Genomic DNA, 15523 nt, shown 5'->3' with positions numbered 1-15523 from the left:
AACACTTCATCGCCGCACGAACGCCCGCCATCAGACAGACGGAACGGGGCTAACCGAGCCTCCAACAAACCCGGGGCCACATTGATGCGTTCGAAGAGATCGGCGGTATCCCGGCCCGACACATTCGCTACGACAATCTGACATCGGCTGTCCAAGCCGTGCTCTACGGAAACGGGCGCGGCAGGGTCGAGAACGAGCGGTGGGTGCTGTTCCGCTCGCACTACGGGTTCGACTCGTTCTACTGCCAACCCGGTATCAACGGTGCGCATGAGCAGGGCGGCGTCGAGGGCGAGGTCGGCCGATTCCGCAGGAAGCATCTGACGCCCATGCCGGTCGTCGATTCGCTTGCGGAGCTCAACGCAAGAATCCGCGCCTGGGACACAGTGGATGATGGCCGGAGGATCGCGTCGCGAATTCGCACGGTCGGCCAAGACTTCGCAATTGAACAGGCACTTTTTTCACCACTGCTGTTCGAACAATTCGAACCAGGCCTGACACTGCCTCCATGGGTCGACCGGTCGAGTCTGATCACGGTCCGGATGGCGAAGTACTCCGTCCCCGCCCACCTGATCGGCCGGAACGTCCGCGTCTCGTTGCGGGCATCCGTGGTCGTTGTATTCGACGGGCATCAGCAAGTGGCCCACCATGAACGCGTCGTGGCTCGAGGCGGCCAATCCGTCGTCCTTGACCATTACTTGGAAGTGTTGCGGCAGAAACCCGGGGCGCTCCCTGGAGCCACCGCGTTAGCGAGGGCACGGGAAACCGGCGTGTTCACGGAAGCTCACGATGCGTTCTGGGCAGCGGCCAGAAAGACCGATGGTGAGGCCGGCGGCACGCGATCTCTGATCGATGTTCTCTTGCTGCATCGGAGTATGCCCGCAGAGGACGTGATCGCCGGCATTCGCGCGGCGCTCCAAATCGGGGCGGTGACCGCCGATGTCGTTGCGGTCGAAGCCCGCAGACACGGTTCGACGGGTGGGCTTGGCCCACACGGTCATCTCCGTGAACTTCCGCCGGGTCGCGAACAACGAGTTGTCAGTCTCACTCAGCGTCGTCTTGCCGATCCAGCCGCGGTGATCGCAGGCCTTCCGTCCGACACGAGACCACTGCCAAGTGTTACCGGCTACGACGAACTCTTGAAACGCCGGGGCCGTCCCTTGTCCACGAACGAACCGATCGATGGAGAAGGAACCACGGGAGTATGACCACAAGACCCACCACTGTCACGACCACGCTGAGCCGGAGGCGCGGGCTCACCGAGGAAGCAGCGATCGCGGCCGTCGATCAGGCCTGCCGGCGTCTCCGACTCCCCACGGTCCGCGCTGTCGTCGACGAAGCCTTAGAAACAGCGAACCGAGAGCAGCTGTCCTACCAGGGGTTCCTAGCGGAGTTGCTGCTTGCCGAATGCGACGACCGCGACCGGCGCTCCTCCATCCGCCGCGTCTCTGCCGCCGGCTTCCCGCGAAACAAGTGGCTCGGCGACTTCGACTACGACGCGAACCCGAACATCAACCCGGCCACGATCCACCAACTCGCGACCGGTGACTGGATCCGGAAAGGAGAGCCGCTCTGTCTCATCGGTGACTCCGGGACGGGGAAGTCACATCTGCTGATCGGCCTGGGAACTGCGGCCGCGGAAAAGGGTTACCGGGTGAAATACACGCTCGCAACGAAGCTCGTCAACGAACTCATCGAAGCCGCCGACGAGAAGCAACTCGCCCGCACCATCGCCCGCTACGGCCGCGTCGATCTTCTCTGCATCGATGAGCTCGGCTACATGGAACTCGACCGCCGCGGAGCTGAGCTGCTGTTCCAAGTCCTCACCGAACGCGAAGAGAAGAACTCGGTCGCGATCGCCTCCAACGAATCGTTCTCCGGATGGACGAAAACCTTCACAGATCCACGGATCTGCGCCGCAATCGTCGACCGGCTCACCTTCGGCGGCAGCATCATCGAAACCGGCACCGACTCCTACCGCCTCGCCCACACCCGCCGTCTCACCGAGACCAGCTGAACTGCCTCAGGCCTCGGCTTCGCCGCTGGGACGGAGCTAAGGGCTCGCGGATGCTCGGGCGTGAAACGTGAGTACGGTACTCTGCGGAAGCAACGACTCTGAAGGCGGACCCACTCATGAGCATTGCATTCCTGATCACCACGCTCGTGGTGGTCGCCACCCCCGGCACAGGCGCTGTCTATTCCATTGCTGCAGGGCTATCTCGAGGCACGAAAGCGGGCGTTGTTGCCGCGTTCGGTTGCACGCTCGGGGTCATCCCGCACATGATCGCCGCGATCACCGGACTCGCCGCGATCATGAACGCGTCAGCGATCGCATTCCAAACCATCAAATGGCTCGGTGTCGCATACCTGCTGTTCCTCGCCTGGCAGACCCTCCGCGACAAGTCCGCCATCAAGGTCGACGAAGAGGCCGAGCCCGTGTCATTCTGGCGGGTGATACGCACAGCGATTCTCATCAACCTGCTCAACCCGAAACTGACGATCTTCTTCTTCGCCTTTCTTCCCCAATTCGTTCCCGCCGGCGAAGTCAACGGCACCTGGCACATGGTCGGACTGAGCCTCGTGTTCATGGCGTTAACGTTCATTGTGTTCGCGCTCTACGGCGTCTTTGCGGCCACGATGCGCAACCGGGTCATCAGCCGCCCCAAGGTCATGACCTGGCTGCGCCGCACCTTCGCTGCCACCTACGTTCTCCTCGCGGGCCGGCTCGCGCTCGAGAGCCGCTAAAACCCAGGAGGCACTTCAGTCACAACCCCCAGCTGCTCGCCGAGTTCCTGCAACTATCCGTGACCACCCTGAACGTGGGCGGCGTGACAACCGCCCCGAACACGACCGCAACCGCACAACCATTCCTCGACCGCGCATCGACACGACTCGCCGAACGGTCGGAAAGCGAGTTTCCCGAGATCGCGGCCTGGCGACGAGCATTCGGCCAGATGGGTCTCAAGCCCACCCAATATCGATGCGCGTCAGAAGCTCTGGTCCCCGGTTCAAGAAAGAGAGCGCGCGGCCTTCGATCCACCCCTTGGTCGACCTCTGCAACGCCGTCTCGATCGCTTACGCCATCCCGATTGCCGTCTTCGACCTCGACCACGTTGACGGAAACCTCACCGTCCGCCACGCCAACGGCACAGAAACCTACGCCACCTTCAGCGGCGACACCGAACACCCCGAGCCCGGCGATGTTATCTACGCAGACGACGCTAACAAAGCGCGCGCACGCCGCTGGACGAACCGACAAAGCGCCCTCTCTGCCATCCGCCAAACCACCACACGGGTCCTTATTGTGAGCGAAGCAATGCACGACACCGGAACCCAGGATGTCGCAGCTCTCAAAGCAGGACTCACCGAAGCGCTCGGACGTTACTGGCACATTCCGGCCTGACGCCTCTGCGAACCCCCGTTCGCCAAACACCAACGCATCCGAAAGGCGCATCGGTGTCGAACGAGTGGGCCCGGCTTAGAGTGCCACCCTGGGTCCACCCTCAGTTGACATTCTCACCTGGCTTCGGACACTCCCGGGTGCTTGCTTCGAGCTGCTGCGGAGACTACGACGAATCCTCCCTGTGTTTCAGCTTCGGATCATGTTCCCTCGGAAACGTCGGACGCGATGGGAGCGAGAGCGACAACTCAGACCATGTAGCGACACCCGCGACGAGCGGGCGAGCCCTCCCGGGAGCGTCTTGACACTTACAAGGTTGACGGGGCCCCTCACAGAGAGCCAGCTACCGAGGGGTGTCAAGCAGGACGGGGGTGTCAACGAGGGGGCTCAGAATCGCGTCTCGGGCGAGCGGCACGTACTTCTTCAGGCAATCAAGCGGGTGCTCCAAGTGACCTAGGTGTGCTCTTTTGTATCGAACATTTCCCTCTGCGGCGACGGAGTATTCTCCGCGGTCTGCCAACGATCTGCATTGGGCAGCGCTAAGGCTGTGTGAATCTTCTCCAGATATGATCCCGCTTTCCCGGTGGTGAAGCCTGCGGGGCTTGGGTGGTTGGGGGCAGTGAGCAGCGCACAGGCTCAGTCGTCAGGTCTGCCCGATCGAGGGCTCAGGACACCAACCGCTCACTTGCCTACCGGTAGTGGGCATGCACGAATAACTGGACCGGCTGTGGCGCAGAAAGCAGGTTACAGGCATACTCGTTAAAATCCTCGAACAGCCGCGCCACTTTTTGACCCTACAGTGATCGTTTACTGACCTGTTCTCGCGCTTAAAACCCCTTAGAAGGAAGTCATGCCCGAATCAGCCTCGAATCAAATACCCCGCCGGACAGTGGTGGGCACGCTGGCGTGGTCAGTGCCAGTCATCGCAGCCGCAACCACGATTCCTCATGCCGCAGCCAGCCAGCTGTGCGACGCCAGCGTCAACTTCAACACGGTCGCCACGAACGGCACCAGCTCGGCAGCAGGGTTCCCGTCGGCGGCCAACAGTGTGACGCTGGCGACCGGGACCCCCGCATACCGAGTTCGCATGACGGTGACGGAATCGTCGAACACTCAGTATGGGAGAACTTCCAACTTCTACAACTTGTCGCAAAGCGCACGGGCATGGACGAACAACGACCAGCTCTTCACGGTTCCCGGACCAACCGGCCAGCTGATTCTGAACCAACGCCGCCCCGCAGGAAGCACAGCAACCCCGGTGTACCAGCGCATCCGCTTCGAGATCATCAACGCTGCCGGAGTGGGAGTGCAGGTCACGAACTTCCGCATCACGCTCGACGACATCAACCAGACCCCGAATCACGATGACCGGATCGCCTTTGTGGACGCACCAGCAACCGTGGTAGCGAGTTACGGCAACTCGACCGGCACCGGCACCGTCACCGATCCGTTCCGTCGCGTGAATTCGAATGAAGTTCCGGCTGGTAGCCCGACGAGTCTCTACCGCGACACGTTCGCCATCGCCACCGTCCCAGCCTCGGGAACGCGCCTCGACTACGTGGGTGGCCCGGCTTACGGATGGCAATACGCGACCATCACCGCGCTCACCTTCACGGCACCCGCGGCCTGCTGAACCCAGGCCACCCGGCGACTTACGCCCGGTCGAGTCCATCCTCGCGAGATTTTGACGGACAGCGGTCGATGAGTTGCAACCTCCTGAGATTGAGTGCGGGCGTGCGAACATCTCGGCAGTCCAAGACGCCGGAGCTCCACTTGAGAAATCGGAATACGCCGTGCGAGAGCCGCATGGGCCTCGACGTCGGGAACCCTGTTGAGATTGACGCGATCTGAGTGTCGGACACTCTCGCCAACGTTCAAGAGCCTGACCACCGCATTCACAGATCAGACCGCAGCGTCAGCGTCTCTGAGCAGCCCCTCCAGCGCGTCAAAAGTGGCCTGGAAGCCAAGCGCCCTTGTCCGCAACCTGTCGGAGGCGAGATCTTGACGCCCGTTTCGACGCGGAGTTTGGCGCCACGCTGCTGGGGCTTCCGCGGATCGCCGCTGACCTCAGTCGGTAGAGCGGGCCTCGAACGTCGTAGTTGTACAATCCAGGGGCTGTTCAGTTCACTCGAACGCGCGTTGAGGCTCAACGTCTCAAGAACCCGCGCCTGGCTCGGTGCGACTCGACCGCGATAGCTGGAGGCGTCGGCGCTTCTGTCATCTGTCGTGCGAACGCGTCGTTGATGCTGATGTCACTGCGGTCCGCGACGCTCTGGAGGATGAGCTTCATGAAGATCACGTCTCCGACAGGCTCGCTGGCTTTGCGAGTGACCAGGCGGTAGCAGCCAGCGGGTCCACCGAGGTCGTTTGAGATATCGTGCACGGCCGCGTCGACATCGGTCGGCGGTAGCTCGCGACGGACGGGTGCCGGCCGGTCGGGAGAATCGTGGCGAGCGGCATCGCTGGGTGAAGTGATGCGGGGACTGCCTCCGAGAAGTCGACGTACTCCGGGTGTCGCGGTGCCGCGTAACTCTCCGTTCAGAACGAGTCCTCCGCGACATCCTCGTCGACAAGCGTAGGTAGCGGCGGGCGCGCCGTTGCCTCGACGGGGTCGGGTGCGTCTGTAGTCGTGGTGCGGCGGTGGTCTCGTCACTCCTCCTAGGCGGACAGGCGGAAGGTCCCACTGATCAGTGCCGTTGGGAGCTTCGTGTGTTGACGGCTCCGGCGCTACTCGGTGGCTGTCTCCGCTTCCCCGTGCCTTGCGGCGATCGCCTCGAGTTCCGCGTCCAGACCTGCGGTCACCATCTCGATGACGCGGCCCAGCCCGTCGAGAATGACGGGCTAGTCGGCGTCGCCGGCAGCCTCGTGCTGCTCCAGGAAATCCGCGGTCTGCCCCAAGTACTGCTCCGCCGGGACGGGAGCGAGTAGCGCCAGCCGGTCTCGTGCGCAAAGGTTCCAAGCGGTCGAAAGGCGACTCCGCGGAAATGGGCCACAGATGAGTGGGCGGACCCCAGACGCACGCCAGGCCAGCGATGCTGGGAGTCAGCGTAGATCCGTCGACATCGGATTCTGGATCGCGATCGGCGCCGTGGCTTTCGCATTGGGCTTGCCATTCCTCATCAACCCAGCTGGCGCGTGGGAGTTCTGGGTGCGCGTGAACGAGATGTCGGTCTCGCCTTCCTTGCTTTGGGGCTGAGTCCTCATGCGTCCCCGCATAGCTCGGGAGACGAAAGGACACCCCTCGTGACGATCTCCACTCCCGCTGCCGCCAGGACAGCGCTCACTGCGCGCCGCACCCTCCGCGACCTCGACGGCGCCCCCGCCACCACCTCTGAGCAGCGCGACGCGCTCGAAGCCTGGACCGGCTGGGGAAGTCTCGCATCAGCGTTCGCTGCCGGTGCTGACGAGCAGTGGGGGCAGGTGCGCGACGACCTCGACGAGCTCGTGCCCGACGCTGCCCTCCTCGATAAGGCGGCGGAGCAGCTGGACACCAGCTTCTACACGCCGCGCGCACTGGTGGACCTCGTGTTCGAGCTTTTGCGCAGCGTCGGATTCGCCGGAGGCCGCGTGCTCGAGCCCGGATGCGGCACCGGACGGTTCCTGTCCTGGGCGCCCGCCGACCTCGACATCGCCTGGACGGGCGTGGAGATCGACCCGCTCAGCGCCTCCATCGCCAAAGCGCTCCACCCGGACGCGCACATTCGCGCGGCAGGCCTGCAGGACACGCACCTGCCCGACGAGGCGTTCGATGTCGTTATCGGCAACGTCCCGTTCTCAAACCACGGCCCGTTCGATCCGGCCTACCCGTCGATGCCGAATCTGCATGCCTACGCGATCATGCGCGGCCTCGCGGCACTCAAACAGGGCGGCTACGCGATCGTCGTGACCAGCCGTCACACGCTCGATTCCGACACCACCCGGGAAGCGCTCACCGGCACGACCGAGTTCGGCACCATCGACCTGATCGCCGCCCTCCGCCTCCCTGCCGGCGCGTTCGCGGACTCCGGGACCGAGATCGTCGCCGACATCCTCTGCCTGCGCAAGCGCGCGGCCGGCGAGGATGAGCTCGGGTGGACGCCTAAGCGAGTCGGGAACGGCGTCAAATCGGAACCACCGCGAACCCCCGTCACCGAGACGGTCGCTGATCGCTGGTCCCGCCCGGACACGGTCTCTGCGTACTGGACCGACCGTCCCGACCACCTCGCCGGCACGCACTTCCTCACCGGGTGGCAGCAGAGCGCCATCACCGTCACGGGCGACGCCGCCGACATCGAGCGTGCATCCGCTGCAGTGGCCACCTCGCTCGTGCCGCAGCAGATCGCCGCCGGCATGGACGACGCTGACCTGTTCCAGGTCTCCGCGGATGCGCTGACCGACGGACGGTTCGAGTTCGTCGACGACGTGCTCCACCAGTGGCAGGCCGGCGAGCTCGTGCCCGCCAAAAAGGGCGCTGAACTGATCGTGCTCGTGCACCTCCGAGACGCCGTCCGAGCTCTCGTGGACGCCGAAGCCGACCTCGACACCCCGGACAGTGTTCTGGCCCCGCTGCGGGCGACTGCAGCCTCCCTCTACGCCGCGTACGTGGCGAAGTACGGCGCCCTGAACCGGGGGCAGCTCGTGGAAGGCAAGCCCGACCCGGAGACGGGCGAGGCGTCACTGTCGTGGCGCCGGCCGACGCTCGGCGGGTTCCGCCGCGACCCCGACTACTACCTCGTGATGGCGGTCGAAGACTACGACCAGCAGACCGGCGAGCACGCGCCCGCCCCGATCCTCAGCCGATGCGTGAACACCCGCCCGGTCGCCGTCAAGCGGGTCGAGAACGCCGCCGAAGCCCTCGCCGTGTGTACCGGGGGAGGGCGAGGTGTGGACTTCATTCGCATCGTGGATCTGCTGGGCCTCAACAACGCTGCGGAGGCCCGGGAAGCGCTCGGCGACCTGATCTTCGACGACCCCACCACGAACCGACCAGTCGCCGCCCGCGACTACCTCTCCGGGAACGTCCGGACCAAGCTCGCCGACGCGATTGCCGCCAACACCGCGAACACGGTCTACGCCGGCACCTTCGGCCCGCAGATCGACGCCCTGACGGCGATCATCCCCGACGACCTCGGCCCCGAGCAGGTGCGCGTCGAGCTCGGCAGCCCCTGGCTCGAAGTGACGGACGTCCACGACTTCGCCCGCGAGGTGCTGAACACGTCCGTCGCATCGCTCACCTACAGCGTGCGCGAGGCGATGTGGGAGCTCGGCTCGAACGCACACTCCGCGTGGGGCGACCAGAAGACGCGCCTCACCTACGGGACGCTTCGCATCAACCCCGTTCAGCTGCTCATGCACGGCCTTGCGGGCACCAACCCCGTCATCACCGACGACATGCGCGACGAGGCCGGGAAGATCCGCCAGGTGCGGAACATGCGCGAGACGGTCGCGGCGACGGAGAAGCTGCGCCTCATCCAGGAGCGCTTCGCGACGTGGGTGTGGGAAGACGAGATCCGCGCGACGCGCCTGCTGCGCACCTACAACGACCGGTTCAACTCCATCGTCCCGCGCACCTCCGACGGGTCCCGGTACACGTTCCCGGGGCTCGCCGCGGAAGTCACGCCGTGGCCGCACCAGCGCGATGCGGTCGACCGGATCGTGTCGACCGAGCGGACCCTCATCGGGCACGCGATGGGCGCCGGGAAGACACTGACGATGATCCTCGCCGCGCGCACGCTGCGCCAGTTCGGGCTCGCCCAGAAGCCGCTCATCGTCGTCCCCAACCACCTCCTCGAGCAGGTCGCCCGCGAAGCTCGTCAGGCGTTCCCGGCCGGAAGTTTCCTCATCGCGTCGAAGGATGACCTGGTGAAGGACCGCCGCCGCTCGTTCGTGGCTCGCTGCGCGACCGGCGACTGGGACGCCGTCATGGTCACGCACCAGACGTTCGCGAGTATCGGCGTCGCCCCAGAGGCGGAAGCGCGCTGGGTGCAGGACCGCAAGTATGAGATCGCTGACCAGGCCCGCAACACCGGCACCGGACGCGCGGCCGCGAAGCGCACCGCCAAGCGCCTCAAGGCCGCCGAGGCCCGGTTCAAGCAACTCCGCCACGAGGTGGCCGACGAGGACCAGCTCACGATTGAGCACCTCGGCGTCGACTACTTCTTTGTCGACGAGACGCACATGTATCGACGTTTGGGCGTATCCCAGGTGCCTCGCGCCTTCGGTGTCTCGCTGGGATCCTCGAAGCGCGCGTCCGACCTGCACCTCAAGATCGAGGTCCTCGCGAGCCGTTTTCCGGGCAAGCCGATCGTGTCGCTGCTGACCGGCACGCCGTGGTCGAACTCCCTCGCCGAGACGTGGGTGTGGCAGCGGTACCTGCAGCCTGACGTGCTGGAACAGGCGGGCGTCCTCGACTTCGTCGCTTGGGCGATGACGTTCATCCGGTTTGAGACCGGCATCGAAGTGTCCCCGGAAGGGTCCGGGTTCCGCCTGGAGAACCGGCCCGTCGGCACGAAGAACCTCTCCGGCGTGCGCCGCATGCTCTCCAGCGTCGCCGACCTCATCTCCTCCGAACAGCTGGAGCTCCCGCGTCCCGAGAAGGTCGAGCACACGCACGTCTCTGAGCCGTGCGACGAGATGCGCGCCTTCGTTGCAGACCTCGCCGACCGCGCCGAGGGGATCCGCAACGGCACCGGCGACCGCGACGACAACATGCTCGTAATCTGCAACCAGGGTCGCAAGGCCGCGCTGGATCCTGCCCTCGTTGGCATCGCCGGGGGAGCGGGCAAGCTCGCGGAGGCGGCCGACACGATCGCGAAGGCCCACGCCGACGGCGGCGGCGTCCGGTACGCCGGGAGCGAGCGTCCGGGCACGTTTCAGCTCGTGCTCTGCGACCTCGGCACCCCCAAGTCGCAGGACGCGCAGACCTACGGACGCCTGCGCCGGATGCTCCTCGACCGGGGCGTGCCGGCAGCTGCCATGCGCTTCGTGCACGAGGCCACCGACGACAAGGCCCGCGCGGCCCTGTTCGCGGCCTGCAATGACGGACGCGTGCGCATCCTGTTCGGGTCCACCCCGAAGGTCGGCATCGGCACGAACGTCCAGACGCGCCTCTCCGACATCCACCACATCGACGCGCCCTGGCTCGCGGCAGAGGTCCAGCAGCGCGATGCCCGCGGTATCCGCCCCGGCAACCAGAACTCCACCGTCAACGTGCACCGCTACGTGACCGAGGGCACCTTCGACGCGTTCATGTGGCAGACGCTTGAGCGCAAGCACCGCGCGTTCGCGCCCCTCTACGCGTCCGGGTTCGATACGCACGAGACCGTCGACATCGGCCCGGCCGTGCTGTCTTACAGCGCGGTCAAGGCGCTCGCCACCGGCAACCCGCTCCTGGTCGAGCACGCCGAGGTCTCCGCCGAAGTCGCCCGCCTGCGGGTGCTCGCGTCCGTGCACCGTGGAAGCATCAACTCGCTCGTGCGCGATGCCGAGTCCGACGAGCGGGGCGCGGCCGAGATGGAGCGTCGAGCGGACGCCTTGGAGCAGGTGGGAGCCGCCATCGCATCGTCATCGGCAAGCACGACGGTGGCGATCATCGCCGACCTCGCCGACCGAGTCTGCGACCGCCAGCGCCGCGACGCGTACTTCCGCAGCAGCATCGGGACCGAGCCGCGAGTGACCATCCAGCTCGAGCGTGAGCGGTCCCGCATCGACGTGACCTTCGAGGTGGGGCTCCGCCTGGGCGCGACGATCGAACTGCCCCGCAAGCTCGTTCGTCAGGGCGTGTCAGCGGTGGCCGCCGAGCTCACCGACCAGGTTCAGTGCCTTGCAGATGGATCGGCCGAGGCGAGCGATCGCATGCGCGCCGATGCAGATGCCTGGCGGGCCCGTGCGGTCAAGAGCCGGTCCCTCGCCTCGACGAGCGGGTTCCCTCAGCGCGATCTGCTGGACCAGGCCACGCGCCGGCTCGCGCACCTCGACGCGGTCATGCTCGAAGAGGCATCTCGAGCGAGCGACCACGCGATGGCCGCTGAGACCGAACTGGTGGCCGCCTGATGCGCGCCCGCACCGCTCCCGCCGCCGCGTTCCCTTCCTGGTGGGACGCGCAGATCGAGACACTCCTCAACGGGGACGAAGACCGCCGCAGCCGCGAAATCCGAGACGCCCGCCGCGCGAAACGCGCCCGCAACCGCCGCCTGCTCAGCTGGATCGCCCTGGCTGTCATCGTGGTGGCGATCGTCGCAGTGTCGGTGGCCTCCGGCATGCTCCAAGGCGTCACCGCGTCCGTCGGCGGCCTCCTCACCGACTTCCTGACCCGCATAGGACTGAGATGACTTCCGACACCACTCCCACTGCCGCCCAGCCGCTGACCCGCGTGCGCGTCTTCGACCTCGAGACCACCGGCATCGACGTGGAGACCGCCCGCATCGTGACCGCCTTCATCGGCGACGTCGTCGACGACGGGAAGGGTGGTGTGACCGTCGACGGCGACATGGACCTCCTCGTCAACCCCGGCATCGAAATCCCCGCGCGGGCGACGGAAGTGCACGGCATCACCACGGAGCACGCCGCAGCGCACGGCATCGACCCCGGGCAGGCGGCGGTGCTCCTCGCAGCATCCATCGCTGAAGCCGCCAGCCAAGGTATCCCCATGGTCGTGTTCAACGCGCCATACGACTTCACCCTCCTCGACCGGGAACTGCGCCGAAACGGACACGCCCCGCTGAACATGAACGGCGTGGGCGTCATCGACCCGCTCGTTATCGACAAGCACGTCGACAAGTACCGCCGCGGGAAGCGCACCCTCGAAGTCATGACCGGCCACTACGGCATCCGCCTTGACGACGCCCACACGGCCCGAGCGGACGCGGTCGCGACCGGCCAGCTGGCGCTCCTGCTCATGCGGCACCCGCTGCTCCTCGAGCTCGACGCCGACGCACGAATGCATCTGCAGGCGGCCGCGTACCGGGAGCAGATGGCGAGCCTGGAGGCGTTCAAGCGGCGCACGGAGCCGGCCTTCGCAACCCCGAAGGACTGGCCGATTCGGCCTGCATGACGGCACAAGGTTTGACCGTTTCTTTTCAGATCGGAACCAGTCTGTCCCATCCGTCGAACACCGACGTTCGAGCCCACTACGTTGGGGTGCGTCGCGGGCACGCAGGTGCCGGTGTGGGGACACTCGCCGAGGGTCGGGGGACCTGTCTCGGGCGCGACTCGATGAAGAAGGCCACCCGGAGTCTGGTGCACTCCTCCGGGTGGCCTTCTTTGTTGCCGCCGTTAGTCGCGGGCGATCCACTCCGACTCGAGCGGCGCCGCCGGGGCGTAGCCAGGCTTGTAGACACCTGCGACCTCATTCCAAGACCCATACCCCTGGTTGTCGTCGATGACGGCAGGTGTATTCGGCGTGAGATGGCTCGTGAGGCGGCCTTCGAGCTGCACGGCCTGCCCGTATCCGGAAGAGCGCTGGATGACGAGCACGTGCGGGTCTGTGGATGTCACGCGGCGGTCGACGTCGATGTTGTTCGGGCGGTCGGTGCGGATGCCGGAGAGGGTGACGGACTCGAGGTCGGTGTAGGCGAGCACCTTGATCTGGTAGTGGCTGAACGGCTCGTACGAGCCGCCCACGCCTTCGGTGATGAGCTCGCGGATGCTCTCCCGGTTCTTGTCCGTCATCTCGATGCCGGCTCCCGTGAACAGTGTCTGCAGCATGCGCTCGCGCGCCGCGAACGCGATCTCCGGGTCCGCGTGGTTGAGGTCGGGAGAGTCGTTGAGGGCCGCCGCGGCGCCGGGCACCGGGAGCTGGACGAGCTGCGAGGGCGTGCTCCGGACGAGGTCGTCTGCGGGGTCGGACTCGTCCCAGTCGGTGGCCCAGGATCGCAGGGCGTCCTGCTCCGACGTTCCGAGGTCAGTCCAGGCCGTTTCGCTGTCGATTTCGTCGCCGTATTCGTCGACGTCGGCCTCATCGCCGACGAGGTTCATCGCGATCTCCTCAGCGCGGTCGTATGTGCTGTCGTCGAGCCACTCGCTGTCGTCGTCCCCGTTCATGAACTCGTTGCTGTCGGCGAGGTATTCGTCCATCTGGGAGGGGCGCAGCTTGTCGTCGTAGGCGATGTAGACCAGGTCAGGCCGCCAGCTGGGACTGTTCATGCGGTCGATCGCGCGGGACCCGAACTGGTCGCCGAGGGTGTCGCGGAGCTCGGTGAGCGCGGTTACCCGATCCTCGAAGTCATCACGGCCGCGGGACGGCTCCAGCAGCGCCTCGATCTCTGCGCGCCCGGCGTCGGGCACTGCGAGCTCACCGGGGAGGGAGTGGGGCTGGTAGCCGAACTCGCCACCGGTGGTGCCGTTGCCTCGGCTGGACTCGCGGCGGGCGATCGCGTCTGCGGACATGGTCATGATGGGGCTCCTCGGGTCGGTTCGCTCGCACTGTGTGCGGCGGCGCCCGGGACGGGTCAGTCGAAGCGCACGTAGACGTCGTGGTAGCTCTGGAAGAAGTCCACCTGCGAGTTCGTGTTCTTGGACGTGTACCGGCTGGTGGCGACTTCCAGCCGTCGGGCGAGCTCGCGTCCGTGCTCGGTGTCGCGGCGGTCGCTGTAGACGTAGTAGGGATCCGAGGGGTCGATCGGCTCGGTCAGGTAGTCCTGGTCGACGTTCAGGCCAGTGACGGAGAACGAGGAGATGCCGGCGCCGGTGTTCTGCCGGACCGACACTTTCAGCTCGGCGGGGAGGTAGCCGGCGTCCTGGGCGGCCTTGATGTCCCCGCGGATGCGCTTCGCGATCTCCGTCCTCGACTCCGTATGCGTCGCCTGCGCCAGGTGGCCTTCGAACTTGGAGCCGCCCATGTACCCTTCCGATGCCTCACCGGCATCCGCGAGGTACTCCGGGTCGGGACGGCCGCCCTGCGCGTTCACGAAGGCTGCCTTGAACGAAAGTTCGAAGTCGTCCCACTCAGCCGGGTCGGTCTTCGAGAACGAGCCATCCACGAATGGGAGCACCTCATCGGCCATGCGCGCCTGGTCCTCGTCGCTCATGTGCGCGGCCGCGGACCGTGCGGCGGCGTAATCGCCCTCGCCGATCCCTCGCGCGAACGCGTGGACCGTCTCCTCGCCGACGAACCCGCGGAGCTTGAACTGCGGTTCCCGACGCGGTTCCTCCAGCAGCGCTGCAGCGACCGGGGAGAGCTCCTCGCCGTCGGCCGTGCCAGGGGCGAATGCGCCCGGCGCGGAGTGGTCCTGGAAGCCGAACTGGCCAGGCCTCGTGCCGTGGCCTCGGGCGGACTCGCGGCGGGCGTCAGCGGCGGGTGCAGGTGTGCTCATGAGCAATGTCTCCTCGGGATCGAGGGGACTGTGTGCGGCGCAGGGCTGACGTGTTTATGCGACCGCGGTGAGGATGACTCCAGTGACGGTAACCAGCGCAGTGATCACGGCGACCCAGAAGGTTGCCTTGATCCATTTCCCCTGGCTCGCGTCGCGGATCTTGCGAGCTTTCGCGTCAGCCACAAGTTCGGCTATGCCGGACGCGGTCTGTGTGTCGATCTCCTGGCCCACGCGAGTGAGTCGAATCTGTTCCTGCACAGCCTCGAGGTGCTGTTCGCCTATCACGTGCGCGCGATGCCCTAGTGCATCGCTTACCTGTGAGAGAGTCTTGCCGCTCGCATCGCTGGATTCCGGCGCCCAATCTGCAAGGGTGTCATCAGAGTTGTTGAGGTCAGCTTCCGCCGAGAGGCGTACGGGTTGGTCCAGCGCGTATGGCCGTTGCTGGGTGCCGTAGAGTCCGTTGCTGGCCTTGGCGAGGGCAGTCCAACCTTGCCCGTAGCCCGCTGCTTTTGCGGCAGCCTCTGCGATTCCGGTCGTGTCGAGTTTCGGGATGACTTGGTCTAGCCAAGACGTGTCCATTTCGATCTTCGGGTAGGAGATCTTGGCAATATCCCGCCACACGAAGCTCATGTCTGGCATTGCATTCGCCAGCGCTTCCCGCACGGGGCGCATCATTTTCTCAGCAGCCTTATTGGCTTCGACGTTGAGCGGGTGGCCTTTGTCAGCGAGGATCTCCTCGAACTCGCCGAAGGTCATTCGACCGAAGACTGACGCATCTAGCTCTTGGTCGCTTGAGTCGTCCTGGCTCTCTGGATGGTCGCTGCTCACGTGCAGA

11 protein-coding genes and 1 pseudogene are annotated in these 15523 nt (G+C 65.7%); 8 read left to right on the top strand and 4 right to left on the bottom strand.

All coding sequences use genetic code 11. From position 1 onward, the window contains the following. Nucleotides 1-74: 74 nt before the first annotated feature. The 5 genes and pseudogenes from ITJ67_RS12485 to ITJ67_RS12465 all read left to right on the top strand — a co-directional run. Nucleotides 75-1205 (top strand): annotated as a pseudogene (locus tag ITJ67_RS12485) (Mu transposase domain-containing protein); the annotation flags it as partial. Continuing rightward, nucleotides 1202-2014 (top strand): IS21-like element helper ATPase IstB, encoded by an 813-nt coding sequence (gene istB / locus ITJ67_RS12480; protein WP_194677876.1) that lies wholly within the window; start codon nucleotides 1202-1204, stop codon nucleotides 2012-2014. The pseudogene ITJ67_RS12485 and the gene istB, both read left to right, overlap by 4 nt. Nucleotides 2015-2130: 116 nt before the next feature. Continuing rightward, nucleotides 2131-2742: a LysE family translocator gene (locus tag ITJ67_RS12475; RefSeq protein ID WP_194677875.1), complete on the top strand. Its 612-nt coding sequence runs from the start codon at nucleotides 2131-2133 to the stop codon at nucleotides 2740-2742. A 235-nt stretch (nucleotides 2743-2977) separates the two neighbouring features. Continuing rightward, on the top strand, nucleotides 2978-3400 hold the full coding sequence (locus ITJ67_RS12470) for a B3/4 domain-containing protein (RefSeq protein WP_228502754.1): 423 nt from the start codon (nucleotides 2978-2980) through the stop codon (nucleotides 3398-3400). Nucleotides 3401-4247: 847 nt separating this feature from the next. Continuing rightward, complete coding sequence (locus ITJ67_RS12465; RefSeq protein ID WP_194677874.1) at nucleotides 4248-5030, top strand: hypothetical protein; 783 nt, start codon at nucleotides 4248-4250, stop codon at nucleotides 5028-5030. 513 nt (nucleotides 5031-5543) lie between these two features. Here ITJ67_RS12465 and ITJ67_RS12460 read toward each other — a convergent pair. Then, entirely contained in the window at nucleotides 5544-5780 is a 237-nt protein-coding gene (locus tag ITJ67_RS12460) for a hypothetical protein (RefSeq protein ID WP_194677873.1), read from the bottom strand. A gap of 860 nt (nucleotides 5781-6640) precedes the next feature. Between ITJ67_RS12460 and ITJ67_RS12455 the strand changes: the two genes are divergently transcribed. From ITJ67_RS12455 to ITJ67_RS12445, 3 genes are read left to right on the top strand one after another with little or no spacing between them, the layout of a single operon-like run. Further along, the gene (locus tag ITJ67_RS12455; protein ID WP_194677872.1) at nucleotides 6641-11428 is read left to right on the top strand and encodes a DEAD/DEAH box helicase family protein; all 4788 of its coding nucleotides are present in this window, start codon (nucleotides 6641-6643) and stop codon (nucleotides 11426-11428) included. Continuing rightward, nucleotides 11428-11706, top strand: a complete 279-nt coding sequence (locus ITJ67_RS12450; RefSeq protein WP_194677871.1) for a hypothetical protein — start codon at nucleotides 11428-11430, stop codon at nucleotides 11704-11706. Before ITJ67_RS12455 ends, ITJ67_RS12450 begins: the two co-directional genes overlap by 1 nt. Then, nucleotides 11703-12428, top strand: coding sequence for an exonuclease domain-containing protein (locus ITJ67_RS12445; protein WP_194677870.1), 726 nt, complete (start codon nucleotides 11703-11705; stop codon nucleotides 12426-12428). Before ITJ67_RS12450 ends, ITJ67_RS12445 begins: the two co-directional genes overlap by 4 nt. A gap of 221 nt (nucleotides 12429-12649) precedes the next feature. On the opposite strand, the gene ITJ67_RS12440 is transcribed toward ITJ67_RS12445, so the two are convergent. The 3 genes from ITJ67_RS12440 to ITJ67_RS12430 are packed head-to-tail and all read right to left on the bottom strand — an operon-like array spanning nucleotide 12650 to nucleotide 15516. Further along, a complete protein-coding gene (locus tag ITJ67_RS12440) occupies nucleotides 12650-13768 on the bottom strand; it encodes a hypothetical protein (protein ID WP_194677869.1) in 1119 nt (372 codons plus the stop codon). A 56-nt stretch (nucleotides 13769-13824) separates the two neighbouring features. Then, nucleotides 13825-14688 carry a hypothetical protein gene (locus ITJ67_RS12435; RefSeq protein ID WP_194677868.1) on the bottom strand — a complete coding sequence of 288 codons (864 nt, stop codon included), beginning with the start codon at nucleotides 14686-14688 and terminating at the stop codon, nucleotides 13825-13827. Between the two features lie 54 nt (nucleotides 14689-14742). Next, nucleotides 14743-15516, bottom strand: coding sequence for a hypothetical protein (locus ITJ67_RS12430; protein WP_194677867.1), 774 nt, complete (start codon nucleotides 15514-15516; stop codon nucleotides 14743-14745). Nucleotides 15517-15523 lie beyond the last annotated feature (7 nt).

It is taken from the genome of Pseudoclavibacter sp. VKM Ac-2867 (genome assembly GCF_015351275.1).
Classification (GTDB): domain Bacteria; phylum Actinomycetota; class Actinomycetes; order Actinomycetales; family Microbacteriaceae; genus Pseudoclavibacter.
The sequence above is the reverse complement of the archived record's forward strand: the minus strand, read 5'-3'. Positions and strand labels throughout refer to the sequence as shown.

Bases quoted from the DNA above. Each gene is read 5' to 3' on its own strand.
- istB (WP_194677876.1), top strand. From the start codon at position 1,202: ATGACCACAAGACCCACCACTGTCACGACCACGCTGAGCCGGAGGCGC.
- ITJ67_RS12445 (WP_194677870.1), top strand. From the start codon at position 11,703: ATGACTTCCGACACCACTCCCACTGCCGCCCAGCCGCTGACCCGCGTG.
- ITJ67_RS12450 (WP_194677871.1), top strand. From the start codon at position 11,428: ATGCGCGCCCGCACCGCTCCCGCCGCCGCGTTCCCTTCCTGGTGGGAC.
- ITJ67_RS12435 (WP_194677868.1), bottom strand. From the start codon at position 14,688: ATGAGCACACCTGCACCCGCCGCTGACGCCCGCCGCGAGTCCGCCCGA.
- ITJ67_RS12465 (WP_194677874.1), top strand. From the start codon at position 4,248: ATGCCCGAATCAGCCTCGAATCAAATACCCCGCCGGACAGTGGTGGGC.
- ITJ67_RS12475 (WP_194677875.1), top strand. From the start codon at position 2,131: ATGAGCATTGCATTCCTGATCACCACGCTCGTGGTGGTCGCCACCCCC.
- ITJ67_RS12470 (WP_228502754.1), top strand. From the start codon at position 2,978: ATGCGCGTCAGAAGCTCTGGTCCCCGGTTCAAGAAAGAGAGCGCGCGG.
- ITJ67_RS12440 (WP_194677869.1), bottom strand. From the start codon at position 13,768: ATGACCATGTCCGCAGACGCGATCGCCCGCCGCGAGTCCAGCCGAGGC.